The organism is Allobosea sp. 05T439 (genome assembly GCF_056396005.1).
The window spans coordinates 12,348-29,197 of the sequence record NZ_JBFTKP010000043.1; the positions used below are offsets into that span (position 1 = coordinate 12,348).

Here is a 16,850-nt window from a genome sequence, read left to right on the forward strand (position 1 = left end):
GCGCCGCATCTCGGGTGGCCATGGCCCCGGGCTCCCCCGGACCGGGCCGGGGCCCTCTCAAGGCAGGATCGCCAGCCGAGTAAGCAACGTCACKAGCTCCGCCTGACGCCTAGTATTGGTTTTCCCGAACACCGTGCCGAGCTGGCTGCGAATGGTACAGAGGCTTACCTCCGACTTTCGGGCGACATCGGCGAGCTGGTCACCGCGCGCCAATTGAAGAGCAAGCCGGGTCTCGGCCGCAGTCAGGCCGAACAGGCGCCGAAGCATGAACGGATTCGGCTGCAGGCGAGCGTAGAGATCGACCAGCATGACTACGTTGATGCCGGCCGGTACGGAGTTAGCAGCCTGGTTCAGGATGAACGGCGCATCGTCCTGTTCCATATKACAATCCAGCTCAACGGCCCGAGCTTTAGGCGGTGCGGAGCCCGCTCGATCAGGCGTCGGAACGCACTCATCAGGTGGTGAAGATCGAGGGCCGCATCGCGCTGGCAGCCAAGGATCAGGCTGGCGGCGGTGTTGGCCTCGATGATGCGCTGGCCCTCGACCACGAGATACCGCATCCGAGACGGTCGAGCAGATCTAAAGCTACAGTGCGTTGGTTGCTCGGTAACGTAATTAKACGACGCCCGGTCCAGGCAGGCGGGTTCGACGGGGGAGTCCCCGGCTCTGATGACATGTGTCCTGTCCTCGTCAGCCCCCATTTGAACTCACGTAAAATTCTAACTCTGGAGCCGAGTGGCGTGTTCCTTTGCCTGGTGAACAGGGGGCGGCCCGGGCGGGTCATCTTGGGTKGTCGAGGTGCTAAGTCCAGTGCTTTGGGAGGACAATTGTCATGCCTGGGGACTCAGGCGGTCCGGAAAATGGCTGACATTCTGAACCGCGTTGCGGGCGACTCTAGCAGTCCTGCCGCACTGTATCGCGCTGTTCGAGAGGTTCATCCAAAAGGGTCAAAGAAGCAGGTCGCTCTCGCGGCACTAGCCGCCCTTATTGTCGGGCAGCAAAACCCGGCGAGCCAGAAAGGCGGAGGGGACATCGGGTGAGTGAGTGACCTCGCGATTCCGTAGAGCTGACCGATGGCTGGCGGACCTCTTTTGCGTCCCGTATCGCGGAACGAATCTTGCGGGGGCCGCGTTCTCTGCGCTGGAGTGGCCGTTGTGTGCGCGCGTCGTATCCTGCGTACCGGGCCAGGCTTCTCCGCTCTAAGGAGCGGGGTCGTCAGCAGGCCGCCAGATCCGCGTCAGCCAAGCCTGCTCGAGGATCCAGAATGAGGTCGGCATCGCTGAACACAAGCCCGCCACGCGCATGGACAGACCCTGCCCCTCCTTCTCGAATTCCCAGGCAATAGGCCACCGGAGCCCGTCGGGCGGTAGTTGATGCATTTGTGCGGCGTCAGATCGTGCGGGGAGAGACCGGGGCGGAGTGTTCCGGGGGCAGCAGGAGGCCGCGGCGCTCACAGGTGAAGATGACAGCCTAATCGCGATCGGAGCAACCGCATGCGGTCATTTCAATTGGCTGTCCTTGCTGCCCCGGCGGTTGATGCCGGACATCGCTCTGGGACGGTCGAGGCCTGACTGGCAATCCACGCAGGTACGGGCGCCAGGCATCGCGCGACGCCGCGCCTCCGCGATTTCCTCTCCGCACACCTGGCAATAAATCTCGCCAGGTCCGGTCGGAAGCCGTGACCGCGCAAGCCGGACGGCATCGGTTATCGAGTCGTCGATCTGGTCCTGAACGGCTCCGTCGGGAGCCCAACCACTTGCCATGGAACACCTCTCTTTATTCCCAAATGGTGTTCGTCCACCGCGACTCCAATGGCGACCATCTTGGGACGGCCTTGCATCACCAACGCGCCGCTGCCGCGGGGCGAGCCCCACGGCAGCGGCGCGTGGCGTCAGATGCCGGCCTGGCCGCGCACATACGGATCCGCTGTTTCGTCGAAGCGGGTCCAGCCTTCGCGACGGTACTGGGCCACACGGCTCTCGCGATCGATCGGGGTCGCACCATCCAGGATGGCCTCGACCGTAGCGGCCTGCTCGTCGACCGCCCTGACGGAAACGACCGTGCCGCCGCGACGAACCGTCTCCGCATAATAATGGGCCTCGTCCTCATCGACACCTGCACTGGTGAACGATCCGACGAGGCCACCCGCCGCTGCTCCCGCGACAGCGCCCGCCGCGGTCGACGCCAGCCAGCCAGCGGCGACGACAGGGCCAATGCCCGGGATTGCTAGAAGGCCCACGCCGGCGAGAAGGCCGGCCGCCCCCCCGATGCCTGCGCCGATGCCAGCCCCCTCGGCGGCGTTGCTGTCCTTGGCGCGCTCATCGCGGCCGATGACACTGATCTCCGACGACGTGATGCCGGCCTGTTCGAGCTTCTCGACCGCCGCAGCGGCCTGATCGTAGGTGTCGTATGAACGAGTGATCGTACGGGTCATGGTTGCCTCCAGAAGTCGGGGTGCGAGAGGTATCGATCAGTTGCGAGTGATGTTGCCGCGATAATCGACCGAAACATTCACTTGAGTGCCGGCGTTCGTCGCCGTGCCCTTCCAGACGCCGTTGTCGTCCTTTTTCAGGCCGGTGACGTTTGTGTAGCCGTTGGCTTCGAGACGGCTCTTGGCCTGGCCTTCAGTGAAGCTGTTGGCGCCCGGCAGCGKGGCGTTCGCGTCGGCCGGAGCGGGAGCCGGTGCGGGGGATGTGGTCGAGGTTTGCGCCATGGCCCCAAAGGAGGTCGTGGTGGCGATCAGGGAAACTATGATGAGCTTTTTCATGGTGGCTCTCCCAAGGGAAGCGGCGGTGCCGCAGTGCCCAAGAAAACGGCGCCGCACCGCTTTGGTTCCTTTCCCAATCCCGCCGGCGTGCGGAACCGAGGGCCAAGAAGGAGCGCCCAATAGCGGAACATCGGCTCGACTACCGGAGTTGGACAGGATCCAGCGCCGGGGAATGATTCATCGCCACCGCGCCTTCCTCCACCGGCTTCATCAAGATGTCACAGCGCGCTGAGGCCCTTTCAGAAGACGATCGGCGTCGAACCCGATCGGAGGCAGCGGCTGCATTTGAGCGAGTGGGGGAATTTCAGGAAAGGCTTGAGGACGAGATTTGGGCGCGTCCGCTTCGTGTGATGGCCTGGGCCGCGGCCACCGGATTGGTTTTGGGGGTTACGGCCGCGAGGTGATCGTGGGCCGCGGCCACTCTTGAGATCCACGTGACCGCGGTCCCGCGCAGAAGTCTTAAATGGCCGTCATGATCATCTGGAACGGGATAAGGTTCTCGGAGTGCATTCGCCGTGGCGAGCGGCTAGCCAGCGCCGCCCTAACGCAACATCGCCAGGGCCGCGGTGGGCGCTTACTCGATGATCTGGATGATCTTACGCGAGCTGGGCTCGACCAGCACAGCGCGGTCATTGACCATCGTATAACGATACTGCGTCACACCAACATCCGAAGTGAATGTGTACAGTTCGACCGTTGCCGGAAGCGTGGCGCCGACCGCCACAGTTTCCGGAACCTTCACGGATTTGGGCTTCTCTTTCATGAAGTAGGATTTGATCTTGCCTGATTGTTCCGTGGTGATCGTCGTAGTTGTGGTAGTCTGTGCCAGCACGGCCGCTCGCAAGTGCAGCAGCAAACAACGTGGTGAGAATTAGGTCATGGACGTCCTCCATCATGAGTGTCCTCCCCGGCCGCTTTCAAAACCCCAGAGTATCGTCCTTGTTCCGCGCGGGAATCGTTCGAACACGGAGCTCCGCGAATGCGCATGAGGAACAGATCAGAATGATCGGAATTACCTTTCCATCCTGCCGCAGCGGTTCCTGCCTGCGGCCCTATAAGGGAGGTCATCCGAACATGCGCACCATCATTTTTGCTCTTGCAGCGACCCTGCTTTCCAGTGCGGCGTTAGCACAGACAGCACCCGTCCCAGCCCCCGCCCAGCCGCCCGTCTTCGTGTCGGTTGACGAGGCGTCCGCTCTCGTCAGCAGCCTGAAGGGTCTCGACGTCAAGAATGCCGGCGATGAGACTGTCGGCGAGATCGAGGATGTGGTCATCGCCGGCAATTCGTTGGCGTCCTACATTCTATCCGTCGGCGGTTTTCTCGGTCTGGGCATTCACTATGTTGCCGTCAGCCCGAGTGCGCTCGCCGTCACCTGGAATCAGACCGACAAGAAATGGAATGCGCGGATCAACGCGACCAAGGAACAGCTCAAGGCGGCGCCGCAGTTCAAGTACGAGGGCCGCTTCGCAAAGTGACCGGACCCGGCCGGCGCGGGAACCTAGCGTGCTGGGGGGTTAAACCAGGACATGACCTGACCCGCTGCTCCGAATGGTGCGCGGGCCTTATTTGTGTCGGGCCCGTGCCTCCGAATTGCTTCACTCTTCAGATTTGCCGGGGACAGCGTTCCGGATCGGGATCGGGGGCGCTGGAGTGAGCCACCGGCTGTTCAAAATGAGCGTCGCCGCAAAGATCGGAGTGCCATCGGCGTAGCGTATTCTCACGTCAATGCTGAGATCGTCGCTGGACTGGACACGCTCTGAGATGATGTCGCCGAGGCTTGAAAGGGCCGAAAGGCGGGCGGCGGCGTGGTCCTCGAGGTCGATGCCTTCGCCGTCGACGACCAGCTCCGTATTGATCTCGATGTCGAAAAAGTATTGGGCCATGCCGGCTTAACGGCCCCGCCCTCGGCAAAGTTCCAGTTCGCAACGGAGCAGCGCGGCTGAAAGACGTCGTCTTTGCTTCTTTGCGTATCGGCAGGTGTGGAGGGGCCCGTGCGAGCCCCTCCGATTTCCTTCATCGCCGCCCGAACAGCGATCCGAGATCCATTTCCTCGTCGCGGTGCTTGCCGCCAAGTTGGGCTGCCATCCAAGCTGCCGCCGCCGCCAACAAAAGCACTGCTGCGGTCATAAATGCGGTAATCACTGCAGCCTTCCGAGCGCGCTCCGCGGCTTGCTTTGCGGTCTCCTTCGCCTGCTCCAGTTTTGCGAAGGCGTCATCGACCTTCTTCTGAGCCTCGGGCTGAGGGATGTTCATCCGTGCAGCGACGCGCGTCGCAATGTAGTCGCGGTCAACTTGATCGAGCTTTCCCGATCTGATTCCGGTCATGAAGATCCGGGACGCCTCCTCGCGTTCACTGGCAGTCGGCGGCGTGGTGCCGTTTGACCTCATGACAGAGTCCAAGGTCGAACCCAGCGGGTCCGCCTGCTGACTGATAAGAGCGGCGGCTCCGCCAGTTGCGGCAGCCACACCGGTCGCAGTTGTTTTGGCAGCACCCAGCAGCGACGAACTGGCGACCATCGCTACGATCAACGCCCCGGCAGCCCAAACGACCAAGCCATGAGCACCGTCGCGAACATGGCGCTCGTGGTCGCTGGCGTCGGTAACCGGCCGACGCATACGCCCGGCAAGATATCCGCCCGCGCTGCAGGCCGAGACTGTGATCCAGATGGCCCACAGGCCTGCGGCGATGGTCAAGGCTGTCAGGCCCGAAGAGCGCGCGGTGTCCGCGGACACCAGGGACAGGCCAATAGCAGAGCCAAAAGCTGCCATCACCGTAGTGATGGCCGCGGAGAGCACCGCACCGCCAAAGATGGCGCTCCATTCAAGATAGGAGCCGGTGGAGGCACCCCTTAGGGCGGGAGGGGGAACGACGACCACGTTGGGTGTGCTCACGGACATGATGCAGCCTCCTACCGAAGACCAAGGAATGAAAGAATGGCCAACACGACCACGATGAGGCCAACGATGTAGATGACGCCGTTCATGAGACTCTCCCGATGCACCGCCACATATGTGACGTGGGATGAACAGACGGCGGAGCCAAATAGTTCCAGGCGGGACCGACGTGCCCGGGAACACTCCTGCTTGTCGTTGGTTCAAGCTGGACAAACAGGAGGACAGGCCATGGGCCGCGGCATACTTCTTTGGATGTTGGGAATACCCCTGCCGATAATCATTTTGCTCGCCTTTTTTCGATAGCGTGCACGGCGGCTTTGCTGCTGCATGTCACCCGTGCGAGCAGCCTGACGAGTTTGCCCGGAGCGGAACGGAGAGCCCTAATGACAGCAATCGACCGGCATGACCGCCCGTTTGAGGCTGTTGAGACCACAACGGCGAACGGGGGGCAGACGCGCTTCAATGAATATTCACCTCGCGTTCGAGGGGGCTCATTTGCCTCAGTATTGTTTATAGTCGTCATCGCGTGGCTTATGCTCATCGGTTATGTCGCTTTGTGTCTCTACAATTGGTTCAGCCATTGAAAGCCTAAGCGTCGATGTCGCTAATTGGGAGCCAAGGTGATGCGCCCGTTGCTCCAGCGGGAGGTCGGCGGGGTGGTGTCCTCCATTTTCCGCGACATGGATCAGCGGTGGTCGTTCATCGCGCGTCGGGCCACGGTCGAGGACTGGTCGCTCCGCAGGCGGCACTTCTGGGTCGGATTTTTTCGGCGCCAACCTGCTGTTCTTCCCGCAGCATTTCCTTGGCCTTGACGTGGACTATCTGGATGCCTTCGCCGGCTGGCATTTCTGATCGTCGATCGGCTCCTACGTCTTCGCTGCGGGCTTGCTGGTCTTCTTCTACGGCGTCATCGTCGCCTTCTCGAAGAAGCAGTCCGTGGGGCGAAGGTGCACCGACGCTGGAATGGACCCTGGGACCTCTGTTCATATTTTMACGCACTCTGCAGTCCGCCGCGAAGCAGCCCCATCCGCCGCGTGGAGGTGCACCTGCATGAGGCCTGCTGAACCGGTGCGAGCGGGACGAGGCGATAGCCAACCTATTATCCCGCCCCCACGGTAGCGTCCTCGGTCGGGGCGACGGAGAAATCCATGTCCGGCAAAAGCTCTTTCACGAAGGGAAGCCGGTTGATTCTGTTGACGATCGCTTCGGCAGCACGAGAAGGCATCATCTCCCTCAAGATCGCCGGCCAGGTCGCGAACGCGCTTTCTACGGTTCTTTTGACTTCGTGGATGACCACGCCCGACGGGACTTCAAGAAGGCCCGCCGCGCGTTCGAAACGGCGGAGCGTGAGCGAATCGGGGTTACTCGTTCTCATGAACGGCAAGGCGAGTTCGGCGTCGCCAAAGACGACGGTGGGCACGACGTCGTAGGTGGGGCTGAGCGCGATTTCACCGCCCTCGGGGTAGAGGAACGACCACTTTTTAAGGTGCGCGTCGCCGTTCCCGATCAGCATGTTACATACGGAACGGCCGATGGCTTCCACGAGCTCCCCTCGACTGTCGGTCGCGAACCGACGGACGATGTTGAGGACTGTTTCTTCGTTTGCCCGCGTATATTTCTGATCTCCGAGAGCCCCGGTAATCTGGGCAAAGTCCTCCATCTGAACGCGGAGGCCGTTGGGCCCTCTGTCGAAGCGGGTCACTGCAAGACAGGTCGACCCGTGTTCCAGGTATTTCTCTGGAAGGCCTTCCACCGCGGAGGAGGGGACGAGGCGAGTCAGAGCCACCCGTCGCCCCGTGGCGGCGACCATTGTCATCGCGGCATGCTCCATCTCCGGCAGGTCGCGGTACTTCTTATGTGGTACTTTGAGGATAACGTCCCCAACCTCCTCACCGAACATCGGGAGCGTCAGGCGGTCGTTTCGAGCCTTCATCGAGAATTTCAGTTGAGCGCCGGCAAGCGAAAAACGAAGGGACGGGCCCCTAGGCCAAGGGGAGTCTGTTGCAGGAGATTCGTCGTCTACGAAACCGCCTTTGGTGGCGCGGTGCACGGTGAGAGCGCCGGGCAGGTCCATTCCCAGGCGGGCAAGGACGTCGAAGTGATCAGTGCGGCCATGCCCGAGTTCCTTCTCTACGAGCTCACGCAACGCTCCTTCGGGCAGGAGATTGTCGAAGAAGGGTGGCAGGTAGCCATTCGTGCCGAGCTTGTCCGCTCTCCTGGTCAGCCGCTGCATCGTGGCTTCCTCGGATTGCCCCGTCCATGACAACGATACGAGCGGGCGGACGGGCCCCATGGCGAGATATGCATCGTCGGGGAAGAACGATGTTATGCGCTGGCTCCGATCTCGAACGATTATGCCAATTTTTAGCTCTCGCCGTGCGTCGGGGCGCAGATAGACTTCCAGCGTGTCAGCGGGGGGCATGGCCAACATCGTCCTCGGGATCGTCATCACCCTCGATCAAAAGCTCGTCTAATAGGCTCGACGGCGTGGGGGGGACAGATGGTAATGCGGACGCCGGGTTCCCTGCCAAGCCGAGCGCCTCAGCTAAGCGTTCACGGGGTACGAGAACGATTTCCAGACCCAGGGCTTCTCCAAGGTCGACGAGGTTGTCGATGGATGGATTAGCCCTGCCGCTCTCGATTTCACTCAGGCGAGCAGGGTCGCGCCCGACGCGTTTCGAAAGTTCGCGCAGGGTCCAACCACGTTGCTCGCGATACCGTTCAATCTGGCCACCTAACCGGCGACGAGCCTCGTGGCTACGTTGCGACATTTCGCAAATTCCTTCGATTTTTGGATATAGCGCATGATAGCCAGGCAATGGAAAATTGCGAAATAACGCAATTAGCGGCATTTTTGCGATATATAGCAAGTATCAGAAGGCTGGCGCGATTGGGGACCGAGGCGATTCACAAGCGTGCCGTCGCGCCATCGAGTGATAATTCGATCCGTAATTAAGACGGCAGATCGGTCGATGGCACCCGCATGTTCGCTGCTATTATCCGCTCAAGAGCGGAGCCTTGGCTAACTCGTCTGGAGGGGTCCTTGTCCGGTAATGATGTGCGAGGTCTTCAATGGCTCTCGCGAAAAGCTCCACATCGCGCGTCTGATAGACCTTGCCCTGATCCTCCATGGCGGCATGGCCGCGTCCTCATCCGTCGATAGATCCCGCCGCTTTCGGAAACGCCGGCTGCCTGAGCAAACTCGGTTCGACGCTTCCCATATTCGTCACTGGTCAGCCCTGTGCGTCGTTTCCGGTGATGCTGTTTCGAAGCTCGATTGGGTTGGCGATGGTGCGGAGCGTCTTGAAGCCTTCGCCGGTGCCATGGATCGTCACGTTGCCATAGTCGAGCATGCGTCCCAAGATTGATTGATCGATCTGGACGCTTTCGACCTTGTCCATGTTCATCTCGGTGGTCTCCCGCTGGATGAGACCTTTCTTGTAGATGACCCGTCGGTTGGTGACTGCGATCTCGGTGACCCACGAGTGGAACCATTGCTGAATCAAGAGGACCGCCGCAACGAGTGCGAGGGCATATCCCGTATACCGCCAGAATCCTGGCATGAACTGCGTAGCGCTGAGCCAGAAAGCGACCGCCGCTAGGAGTGCAACCGCAATACCGGGCCAGTACACTATCCAATGAATGGACGAGATGTGCCGGACCTGTTCATTGGGCTGCAAGACGCGCTGAACGTAGCTCATGAAAATGGGTCTCCTTCAGCAGCATAGGCAACGCCACCCGATATTCCAACCACGGTGGGGACCATTAGGGCAGGTGCAGAAGATTTTTCGATTAAGCCGCTAGGGCATCATTGCCGGATGGACAACCTATTGAGAGCTCACAACTAGTCTGCTCGTCCCATAGCCCGACGCCGCGAAGCGGGGCAAGGCCGGCCAGGACCCCAGAGTGGCCCCCGCCTCAGGCGCGCCCGACCAGCGGCGCCTTGCTCGCCATCACGGTGACGAACAGCACATTGGCCTCGATCCGCAGGCTCGCCATGTGCAGAACCGTGGAGGCGACATGCGCCACATCCATCACCGCCTCAACCTCGATCGAGCCGTCGGCCTGCGGCACGCCGGTCGTCATCTTCTGGGCCATCTCGGTCAGTGCATTGCCGATATCGACCTGGCCGACCGCGATGTCGTATTTGCGGCCGTCGAGCGATGGGGTCTTGGTCAGGCCGCTGATCGCGTGCTTGGTCGCGGTATAGGCGGCCGAGTTCGGGCGCGGCACCTGCGCCGAGATCGAGCCGTTGTTAATGATGCGACCGCCGCGCGGGCTCTGGTCCTTCATCAGCTTGAAGGCCTCCTGCGTGCAGAGGAACGGCCCGGTCAGGTTGGTGTCGACCACCGCCTGCCACTGCTCCAGCGAGAGATCCTCGAGCAGGATTTCGCCCGGTGCATTGACGCCGGCATTGTTGAACAGCACGTCGAGGCGGCCAAAAGCTTCCTTCGTCCTGGCAAAGAGGTTCTTCACCGAAGCCTAATCGGTCACTTCGGTCCTTCGCCTTCGGACAGGTCAAGCTGGGTTGTTCGCATCGGTCGGATCCGGCGGAGCGAGAGGCACGATCCAAGGCAAATTGCTGGCCGAACTGGCTTGCGGTTCGCAGTCCTCGCTCCTGAGTGAGCGCCTGACGCTGAATGGCCCCAATTGGCTTCCCCCAGAGCCCATCAGGCGTTTGGGTGCAACGGCCCCGATCGCCTGGGAACAATGGATTGCCGGAGCGGAGCGCTGATCCAGCACGCGATACCGCCCATGCAGGGACGGGCGGCATCGTGGGCAGGGGGGCGCTGAGGACGATATGAGGCGCAAGCTCCGTTAGATCCCACGGATCGAAGCGAGGCGGGCGACAACACTCGGCCCGCCAGATCGCTCCGCTACGTCCTGCCGGCCGAACGTCGGCTTATCCTTTGATCGGAGTACCTACATTGCCGATCAACTGCTTAGCCGACACGTAGGCGTGCTCCGTCTGGCGCAGCACATAGCCCGGCATCGGACTAAGGATCTCCTCCGGGGCGCTGCGCGCTCCTGCCGTCGGATGCAGCAGCGCCACGCGCTGGCCCTTCGTGACCTCGTCACCCAGCGCGACGAGATGTTCGACGAGGCCCGCGCGCGACGCCAGATACTGGCCTTCCGGCCCGGCCGTGAAATGCACGCCGGCGAAGGGGAGGGGCTCCAGCACCGGCTTGATCGCGCCGAAATCGGCAAGCGCGCGCAGCAGCCCGTCTTCCATGATCGTCAGCTCGGATGATTTCATGCGCCCGCCGCCACCCTCGACCTCGATGGAGGCCAGATCGGCGAGTTTCGCGGCGCCGCAGGCAGTTTCGTCGATTCCGTCGACATGCTGCACGAAACCGTAGCCCCATGCCTCCATCAGGCGGTTCAGGCGGGCGTCGTCGACGGTGCTTTTCGCCGTCGTGAAGCCGAAGACCATGGGCACGACCGAGACATCGCTGCCGCCGGCATGGACGTCGATCAAAAGGTCGACAGCCGGAAACAGCACTTCTGCGGCGAACGCGCAGAGCCGCTCGGTTGGCGTGCCGTCGGCCTTGCCGGGGAAAAAGCGATTCATGTTCTGCCCATCGATGGGCGAGAGGCGCTTGCCCTTCTGTGAGGCGGGGAAATTGAGGGACGGCACGATGATCACGCGCCCGGTCACGTCAGCGGGTTCGAGCCGCTCCGCAAGTCGCCGCAGGACGATCTGCGCCTCGTATTCGTCACCATGGATGCCGCCGCAGAGCAGGACGGAGGGGCCCTTGCCGTTATTGATGCAGCAGACGAAATCGCCGGTGACGCCGTCGAGGGCACCGGCGATCGGCCCGAGATCGTAGTTGAACTTGCCGGGGCGGGTCGCGTCGAATTCAGGAAGCATAGCCGTGTCCTTCCGACCGACAGGGACAGCAAGCCAAGGCTGTACCCGTCGGCGCTGGTTTCAGATGGATGGTGGTTCAGGCGGCGGCGCGGCCGAGCGGCGCGGCGGCAAGCATCGCGGCCGGCTTGTGAAACCGCGCCGGGGAGAAGGGCTCCAGGACCTCTGGCTTCACGCCGGAGATCAGCCATTCCGTGAAGAACTTGGTGAACCCCAGCGAGATCGCGAAGCCATGGCCGGACCAGCCATAGCCATAGATGGTGTTGGCCAGGCCCTCCGCCTGTCCGATCAGCGGAATGTGGTCGACGGCGACGGTATCGACCCGCGACGCGTCCGCCTTGAGGAAGGTCGAGTTGTCGATGAAGGGCAGGGTCAGGATCGCATCGGTCACGTTCTGCGTCATGGCACTCAGCGAGCCTTTCCAGAGGCCCTCCGGTGTATGGGCGACATGGGCGCCGCCCGACAGCATGATCGTTCCATCCGGGAGTTGCTTGACCGCGAGGCGCCGATGGGCGTGCGAGAGAAGATGATTGACCGTCTTCTTCAACGGGTTCGAGACGTAGTGCATCTGCGGCATGAGGTTCCAGACCGGCCCGAGCTCATGCGGCTTGAGAACAGGCTTCAGCAGCGTCTCCGCGCCGGCATTGGCGACCACCACCAGCCGCTCTCCGACCGGGACTATCTCGCCGTCGGCGAGCTTCACGGCGGTGGCGACCCCGCGCGCATGCAGGATCTCGACGACCTTGGCGCCCGTGCGGATCACCGCTCCGGCCTTCGTCGCCTGCGCTGCGAATTGCAGCGTTGCGAATGTGTGGTCGCCGACGCCGTCATTGGGGCAGTAGATCGCGCCGATGATACCGGGGGCGAGCTCGGGTTCCCGAGCCAGCGCCTCATCGCGCGTCAGGACCTGCGAAGGCGTACCGAGCCGCGCCTGTGCGGCGGCGTTTGCCGCCATGCGCCCGAGCACTTCGTGTTCGCGATGGCCATACGAGACGTCGTAGACCTGCAGGCCACCGAGGCGGCGGAACCCGACACCGCCCTCGAAACTCTCCTGATAGTCGCCCCAAAGCTTCAGGGCGACGGCGCAGATGGGCAATTCGCGCAGGTCGCGGCCATTGGCGCGCACGCCGCGCTCGCCCGGTCCGCCGGAGGCGCCGCCGGCGATTTCGCCGGCCTCGAGGAGCGTCACTGTCTTGCCGGCGCTCGCCAGTTGATAGGCCAGGCTCGTGCCGTAAATGCCCCCGCCAACGATGACGATTTCGGAGGCATTGCTGTGATCGGACATCGATCAGTTCCTTATGTTGCTTCGGTGGTCAAAGTCGGGGAGGCGTTCATCCGCGAAGTGACAGGTCGCGGTGCTGCGGCCTCCCGGCGCAGGCAGGGATGGTGGAGGATCCTCGGCGCAGGGACGTGGCACGCGTCCATCGGCGGTTTCGACGACCGTGGTCGCTCCGATGGCGAGCCGCCGCGCCAAGGGGCAGCGTGTGTGGAAACTGCAGCCCGGCGGAATCGCGAGCGGGCTCGGAATCGAGCCCTCCAGCACCGGCGCTGGCCGGTCGCGGGAGATCGGGGCGGAGTGGCCGGCGATCGCCATCAGGCTTTGCGTATAGGGGTGGCGGGGTGCGCCGCAGACCTCGCCGACATCGCCTTGCTCGACGAAGCGGCCGAGATACATCACGCCGACGGCATCGGCCATATGTTCGACCAGGGCCAGATCATGCGTGATGATCACGTAGGTCAGAGCAAGCTTGGCCTGAAGATCGGCCAGGAGATTGATGATCTGTGCCTGGACCGAAACGTCGAGCGCGCTGACCGGCTCGTCGAGGACGAGCACCTCCGGCTCGCAGATGATTGCTCGGGCGATGGCAACGCGCTGGCGTTGTCCGCCGGACAATTCATGCGGGTAGCGCCCCAGATGGGCCAGGTTGAGACCGACCAGCCCAATCACCGTCTTGATCCGGTCGAGCTTGGCTGTGCGTTCGCGATGGAGCCCGTGCACGGTTAGCGCTTCACAGAGCGTATCGAACACGGTCATCCGCGGATCAAGCGAGGCCCTCGGATCCTGCAGGACGAGCTGAACCTTGCGGCGCATCGTGCGCAGGCCGGCTGAATCTAGCGTCGAGAGCGGCACGCCATCGATCGTGACCTCGCCCTCGGTCGGTCGCAGCAGCCCGACGACGAGCCGTGCCAGCGAGCTCTTGCCGGAGCCGGATTCTCCCACGATGGCGAAGCAGGTTCCGCGCTGGACGCGGAATGAAACCCTGTCGACGGCCCGTACCACAGGCGCCGCCACACCGCTCAGAAAGCGCCGCCTGCCACCGAAATGCCGGCTGACATCCGCGACTATAACGATGTCGTCGGTGTCGGTTCCGGGGACGCGAGGTGGGAGTGGGAAGGGCGCGTTCATCGCGTTGCCTCCTCGGCAAAGACGCAGGCCACGTCGCGGCCGGCGACGGCCCGGAGACCAGGCTCGCTTGAGGCGCATTCCGCCCGGTTGGCGCTGCGCTGGCAGCGGGGACGGAATGAGCAGCCCGATGGCAGGCGACCGATCAGCGGCGGCTCGCCAGCGATGGTCCGCAGATGCCGGCCTCGGCCTTCGCTGCCACCCGGCGCCGACGCGCGCAGTGCCTGAGTATACGGATGGAGCGGTCGCTCCAGCACGCTCGCAACATCGCCGCTTTCGACGAGCCGGCCCGCATACATCACCGCAACGTCGTCGGCGAAGCGCGCGACCAGGTTGAGATCGTGGGTCACGAGCAGAATGGCCATGCCACGCTTCTTCTGGATCTCGGTCAGCAGGACGAGGATCTGCTGCTGGATCGTGACGTCGAGCGCACTGGTCGGCTCGTCGGCGAGCAGCACTTCGGGGTTCTGAGCAAGGGCGATGGCGATGACGATGCGCTGCTTCATGCCGCCGGAGAACTGGTGCGGGTACATGTCGAGCCGGCGCTCGGGATCGGCGATATTCACGTCGCGCAGCAGTGCAATGCAGCGCTGCCGCACGGTCTCCGAGTCGAGCCGGGAGCCGGCCGTGACCGCCTCGGCGAGCTGGTTGCCAATGGTGAGCACGGGGTTCAATGCGCTTGCCGCATCCTGGAACACAATGCCGACCTTGCGGCGTCGCAGATCGCGCAGGGCGGCGGGGCCGAGGCCCAATGCCGGCTCGCCCCCGATGCGGATAGCGCCTGCCGTAATCGCAACTTCCTGCGGATTGACCAAGGTGCCGACTGCCCTCAGCAGCGTCGACTTGCCGGAGCCGGATTCACCGACCACCGCCAGAGTCCGGCCCGGCTTGATCGCGAGATCGACACCGCGCACAACCTCGAGAAGGCCCTCGCCCGTGCGGTAGGCGATGCGCAAACCACGAACTGAAACGGCCAGGTCGGTCGCTTTCTCCGCGGATTGCTGCTGCGCTTCGGCTGGCGGAGGGCGGCGCCGCAACAGGCTAAGAATCGGAGGCCTGCGGGCGACACGCCGGCTCGTCGGATCGTAAATCGTACGCAGAGCGTCTCCGAGCAAATTGAAGGCTAGCGCCGAGACGGCGAGGAAGAGCCCAGGGAACGTCGCGAGATAGGGATGGCTGCGAATATAGGAGCGGCTCTCCCCCAGCATCGTTCCCCATTCGGGGAAGGGCGGCTGGGTGCCGAGTCCGAGGAAGCCGAGGCCCGAGGCGGAGAGCAGGGTCGAAGCGAACAGCAAGGTCGACAGCGTCAGAAGCGTGCCGGAGATGTTCGGCAGCACATGGCGCAGGATCACCCGCACCGGATTGGCGCCCAGCGCGATCGAGCCTTCGATATAGGGCTCGGCGAGGATGCTGAGTGTCACCGCCCTTGCCGTGCGCGCAAAGACCGGGATCGCAACGATGCCGACCGCGATGATGACGTTCTGCATATTGGCGCCGAGGATCGCGACGACCGCCAGCGCAAAGACGATATCGGGGAAGCTCAGCATGACATCGATGGCGCGCATCACCGCGGCTTCGATCCAGCCCCTCCGCCAGGCGGCGAGGACGCCGAGCGGCACGCCGACCAGAAAGGCCACGGCGACGCCGCCTACTCCGATGCCCAGCGTCGCACGGGCGCCGACCAGGACGCGGCTCAAAACATCGCGGCCGAGCTGGTCGGTGCCGAACCAATGCGCGGCGGAAGGTGGCCGCAGGGTCTGGGCGAAGTTCTGGCGAAAGGCATCCTGAGGCGCCAGCATAGGCCCGAAGATCGCGAGCAGCAGGTAGAGCGTGACAAGCGTCAGGCCTACGACGCCTTTCGGCTGTGAAAGGATGCGTCGCAGCAGCAGCCAGCGCGACTGCGGTGCAAAGGCGTCAAGGGGTGCCGCTCTTTCAGGTGCGGAGAGCACGTTCGGCATGATGCTCATGTCGCCCGCTCCTGCTCGCGCGTGCGGGGGTCGAGCCACTGGGTCAGCAGGTCGGTGACGAGATTGATGATCACGAAGAAGAACGCGAACATCAGGATGGCATACTGGATCACCGGATAGTCGGCGCGGGAGACCGCATCGACGAGCAGGCGACCGACGCCTGGAATGCCAAACACGGTTTCGGTGACGACCGAGCCGCCCAGCATGCCGCCAAACTGTACGCCGGCGACGCTGACCGCAGCGATCAGCGAATTGCGCAGCGCATGGAACAGGACGACGCGGGTCTCGCTGAGCCCCTTGGCCCGGGCGGTATCGAGATAGTCCTTGCCCATCGATTCCAGCAGGCTCGTGGCGACGAGGCGGCTGAACATCGCTGCCGGGCGCGTCGCGATGACGAGGATCGGGAGGACGAAATGGGCAGGCGTCGAGGCGCCGGCCGCGGGCAGCCAGCCGAGATTGACCGCGAAGAGCCAGATGCAAAGCAGGCCCAGCCAATAGATCGGCATCGAGATGCCGGCGAGCGTGAGCACCGTGATCGCAGCATCGGCGAGCCCGCCCGGCCGCATGGCGCAGACGATGCCGGCAATCGTGCCGACGACAAGACCGAGTGCKAGCCCGCCGATCGAGACGATCAACGTATTCGGCAGCCGCTCCGAGAGCTCGACGACGACGGGGCGGTGCGTTCGGAAGGACGTCGCAGCGGATGGATCCCAGATGCCGCGCAGAAACTGGCCGTACCGCGTGAGAAGCGGCTCGTTCAGGCCGAGGAATTTGCGGATGCTCTCGATCTCTTCGTTCGAGGCGGTCGGCCCGGCGAGGATCTGGGCCGGATCGCCCGGTATCAGGTCGACGAAGAGGAAGACGAGCAGGGAAACCGCAAAGAGCGTCGGCAGCGCGCTGCCCAGGCGTTTGAGAACGAACATTGCCGCTTCTCCGCTATGCAAGCC

The 16,850-nt window shown here is 63.2% G+C and carries 18 protein-coding genes and 2 pseudogenes; 3 read left to right on the forward strand and 17 right to left on the reverse strand.

Features of this window, described 5'->3' with window-relative positions; translation table 11 throughout:
- Positions 1-57 precede the first annotated feature (57 nt).
- The 6 genes from AC1DIO_RS29895 to AC1DIO_RS29920 form a co-directional block, all read right to left on the reverse strand.
- Entirely contained in the window at positions 58-381 is a 324-nt protein-coding gene (locus AC1DIO_RS29895) for a helix-turn-helix transcriptional regulator (protein WP_476854494.1), read from the reverse strand.
- A complete protein-coding gene (locus AC1DIO_RS29900) occupies positions 351-560 on the reverse strand; it encodes a hypothetical protein (RefSeq protein ID WP_476854495.1) in 210 nt (69 codons plus the stop codon). Before AC1DIO_RS29900 ends, AC1DIO_RS29895 begins: the two co-directional genes overlap by 31 nt.
- Before the next feature lie 939 nt (positions 561-1,499).
- Positions 1,500-1,763, reverse strand: coding sequence for a DksA/TraR family C4-type zinc finger protein (locus AC1DIO_RS29905; RefSeq protein ID WP_476824007.1), 264 nt, complete (start codon positions 1,761-1,763; stop codon positions 1,500-1,502).
- 128 nt (positions 1,764-1,891) lie between these two features.
- The gene (locus tag AC1DIO_RS29910) at positions 1,892-2,434 is read right to left on the reverse strand and encodes a general stress protein (RefSeq protein ID WP_441493860.1); all 543 of its coding nucleotides are present in this window, start codon (positions 2,432-2,434) and stop codon (positions 1,892-1,894) included.
- A gap of 36 nt (positions 2,435-2,470) precedes the next feature.
- Complete coding sequence (locus AC1DIO_RS29915; protein ID WP_476854496.1) at positions 2,471-2,767, reverse strand: PepSY domain-containing protein; 297 nt, start codon at positions 2,765-2,767, stop codon at positions 2,471-2,473.
- 574 nt (positions 2,768-3,341) lie between these two features.
- On the reverse strand, positions 3,342-3,599 hold the full coding sequence (locus AC1DIO_RS29920; RefSeq protein WP_476854497.1) for a DUF1236 domain-containing protein: 258 nt from the start codon (positions 3,597-3,599) through the stop codon (positions 3,342-3,344).
- A gap of 62 nt (positions 3,600-3,661) precedes the next feature.
- On the opposite strand from AC1DIO_RS29920, the gene AC1DIO_RS29925 reads away from it, so the two are divergent.
- Positions 3,662-4,243 (forward strand): PRC-barrel domain-containing protein, encoded by a 582-nt coding sequence (locus AC1DIO_RS29925; RefSeq protein ID WP_476854498.1) that lies wholly within the window; start codon positions 3,662-3,664, stop codon positions 4,241-4,243.
- Between the two features lie 120 nt (positions 4,244-4,363).
- Here the strand turns inward: AC1DIO_RS29925 and AC1DIO_RS29930 are convergent, their stop codons facing one another.
- On the reverse strand, positions 4,364-4,630 hold the full coding sequence (locus AC1DIO_RS29930) for a DUF6894 family protein (RefSeq protein WP_476854517.1): 267 nt from the start codon (positions 4,628-4,630) through the stop codon (positions 4,364-4,366).
- On the opposite strand from AC1DIO_RS29930, the gene AC1DIO_RS29935 reads away from it, so the two are divergent.
- On the forward strand, positions 4,574-4,711 hold the full coding sequence (locus tag AC1DIO_RS29935) for a hypothetical protein (protein WP_476854518.1): 138 nt from the start codon (positions 4,574-4,576) through the stop codon (positions 4,709-4,711). The two genes, AC1DIO_RS29930 and AC1DIO_RS29935, sit on opposite strands and share 57 nt — an antisense overlap.
- Positions 4,712-4,781: 70 nt before the next feature.
- Here AC1DIO_RS29935 and AC1DIO_RS29940 read toward each other — a convergent pair whose 3' ends face one another.
- The gene (locus tag AC1DIO_RS29940; protein WP_476854499.1) at positions 4,782-5,666 is read right to left on the reverse strand and encodes a hypothetical protein; all 885 of its coding nucleotides are present in this window, start codon (positions 5,664-5,666) and stop codon (positions 4,782-4,784) included.
- Positions 5,667-6,409: 743 nt separating this feature from the next.
- Here AC1DIO_RS29940 and AC1DIO_RS29945 point away from each other — a divergent pair.
- Positions 6,410-6,717, forward strand: a pseudogene (locus AC1DIO_RS29945) (cytochrome c oxidase subunit I); the annotation flags it as partial.
- 45 nt (positions 6,718-6,762) lie between these two features.
- On the opposite strand, the gene AC1DIO_RS29950 reads toward AC1DIO_RS29945, so the two are convergent.
- From AC1DIO_RS29950 to AC1DIO_RS29990, 9 genes and pseudogenes are all read right to left on the reverse strand, one after another.
- Positions 6,763-8,112, reverse strand: coding sequence for a type II toxin-antitoxin system HipA family toxin (locus AC1DIO_RS29950; RefSeq protein ID WP_476854500.1), 1,350 nt, complete (start codon positions 8,110-8,112; stop codon positions 6,763-6,765).
- Positions 8,072-8,434 (reverse strand): helix-turn-helix domain-containing protein, encoded by a 363-nt coding sequence (locus AC1DIO_RS29955; protein ID WP_476854501.1) that lies wholly within the window; start codon positions 8,432-8,434, stop codon positions 8,072-8,074. Before AC1DIO_RS29955 ends, AC1DIO_RS29950 begins: the two co-directional genes overlap by 41 nt.
- Positions 8,435-8,896: 462 nt before the next feature.
- Positions 8,897-9,364, reverse strand: coding sequence for a PH domain-containing protein (locus tag AC1DIO_RS29960; RefSeq protein ID WP_441508905.1), 468 nt, complete (start codon positions 9,362-9,364; stop codon positions 8,897-8,899).
- Positions 9,365-9,581: 217 nt separating this feature from the next.
- Positions 9,582-10,145: pseudogene (locus tag AC1DIO_RS29965) on the reverse strand (SDR family oxidoreductase); the annotation flags it as partial.
- Between the two features lie 421 nt (positions 10,146-10,566).
- Positions 10,567-11,535 (reverse strand): M14 family metallopeptidase, encoded by a 969-nt coding sequence (locus AC1DIO_RS29970; RefSeq protein ID WP_476854502.1) that lies wholly within the window; start codon positions 11,533-11,535, stop codon positions 10,567-10,569.
- A gap of 76 nt (positions 11,536-11,611) precedes the next feature.
- Positions 11,612-12,817 (reverse strand): NAD(P)/FAD-dependent oxidoreductase, encoded by a 1,206-nt coding sequence (locus AC1DIO_RS29975; RefSeq protein ID WP_476833013.1) that lies wholly within the window; start codon positions 12,815-12,817, stop codon positions 11,612-11,614.
- Positions 12,818-12,820: 3 nt separating this feature from the next.
- Positions 12,821-13,939 carry an ABC transporter ATP-binding protein gene (locus AC1DIO_RS29980; protein ID WP_476769566.1) on the reverse strand — a complete coding sequence of 373 codons (1,119 nt, stop codon included), beginning with the start codon at positions 13,937-13,939 and terminating at the stop codon, positions 12,821-12,823.
- Positions 13,936-15,903 (reverse strand): dipeptide/oligopeptide/nickel ABC transporter permease/ATP-binding protein, encoded by a 1,968-nt coding sequence (locus AC1DIO_RS29985; protein WP_476854503.1) that lies wholly within the window; start codon positions 15,901-15,903, stop codon positions 13,936-13,938. The genes AC1DIO_RS29980 and AC1DIO_RS29985 overlap by 4 nt, the downstream gene beginning before the upstream one ends.
- The gene (locus AC1DIO_RS29990) at positions 15,900-16,826 is read right to left on the reverse strand and encodes an ABC transporter permease (RefSeq protein WP_476769565.1); all 927 of its coding nucleotides are present in this window, start codon (positions 16,824-16,826) and stop codon (positions 15,900-15,902) included. The genes AC1DIO_RS29985 and AC1DIO_RS29990 overlap by 4 nt, the downstream gene beginning before the upstream one ends.
- Positions 16,827-16,850 lie beyond the last annotated feature (24 nt).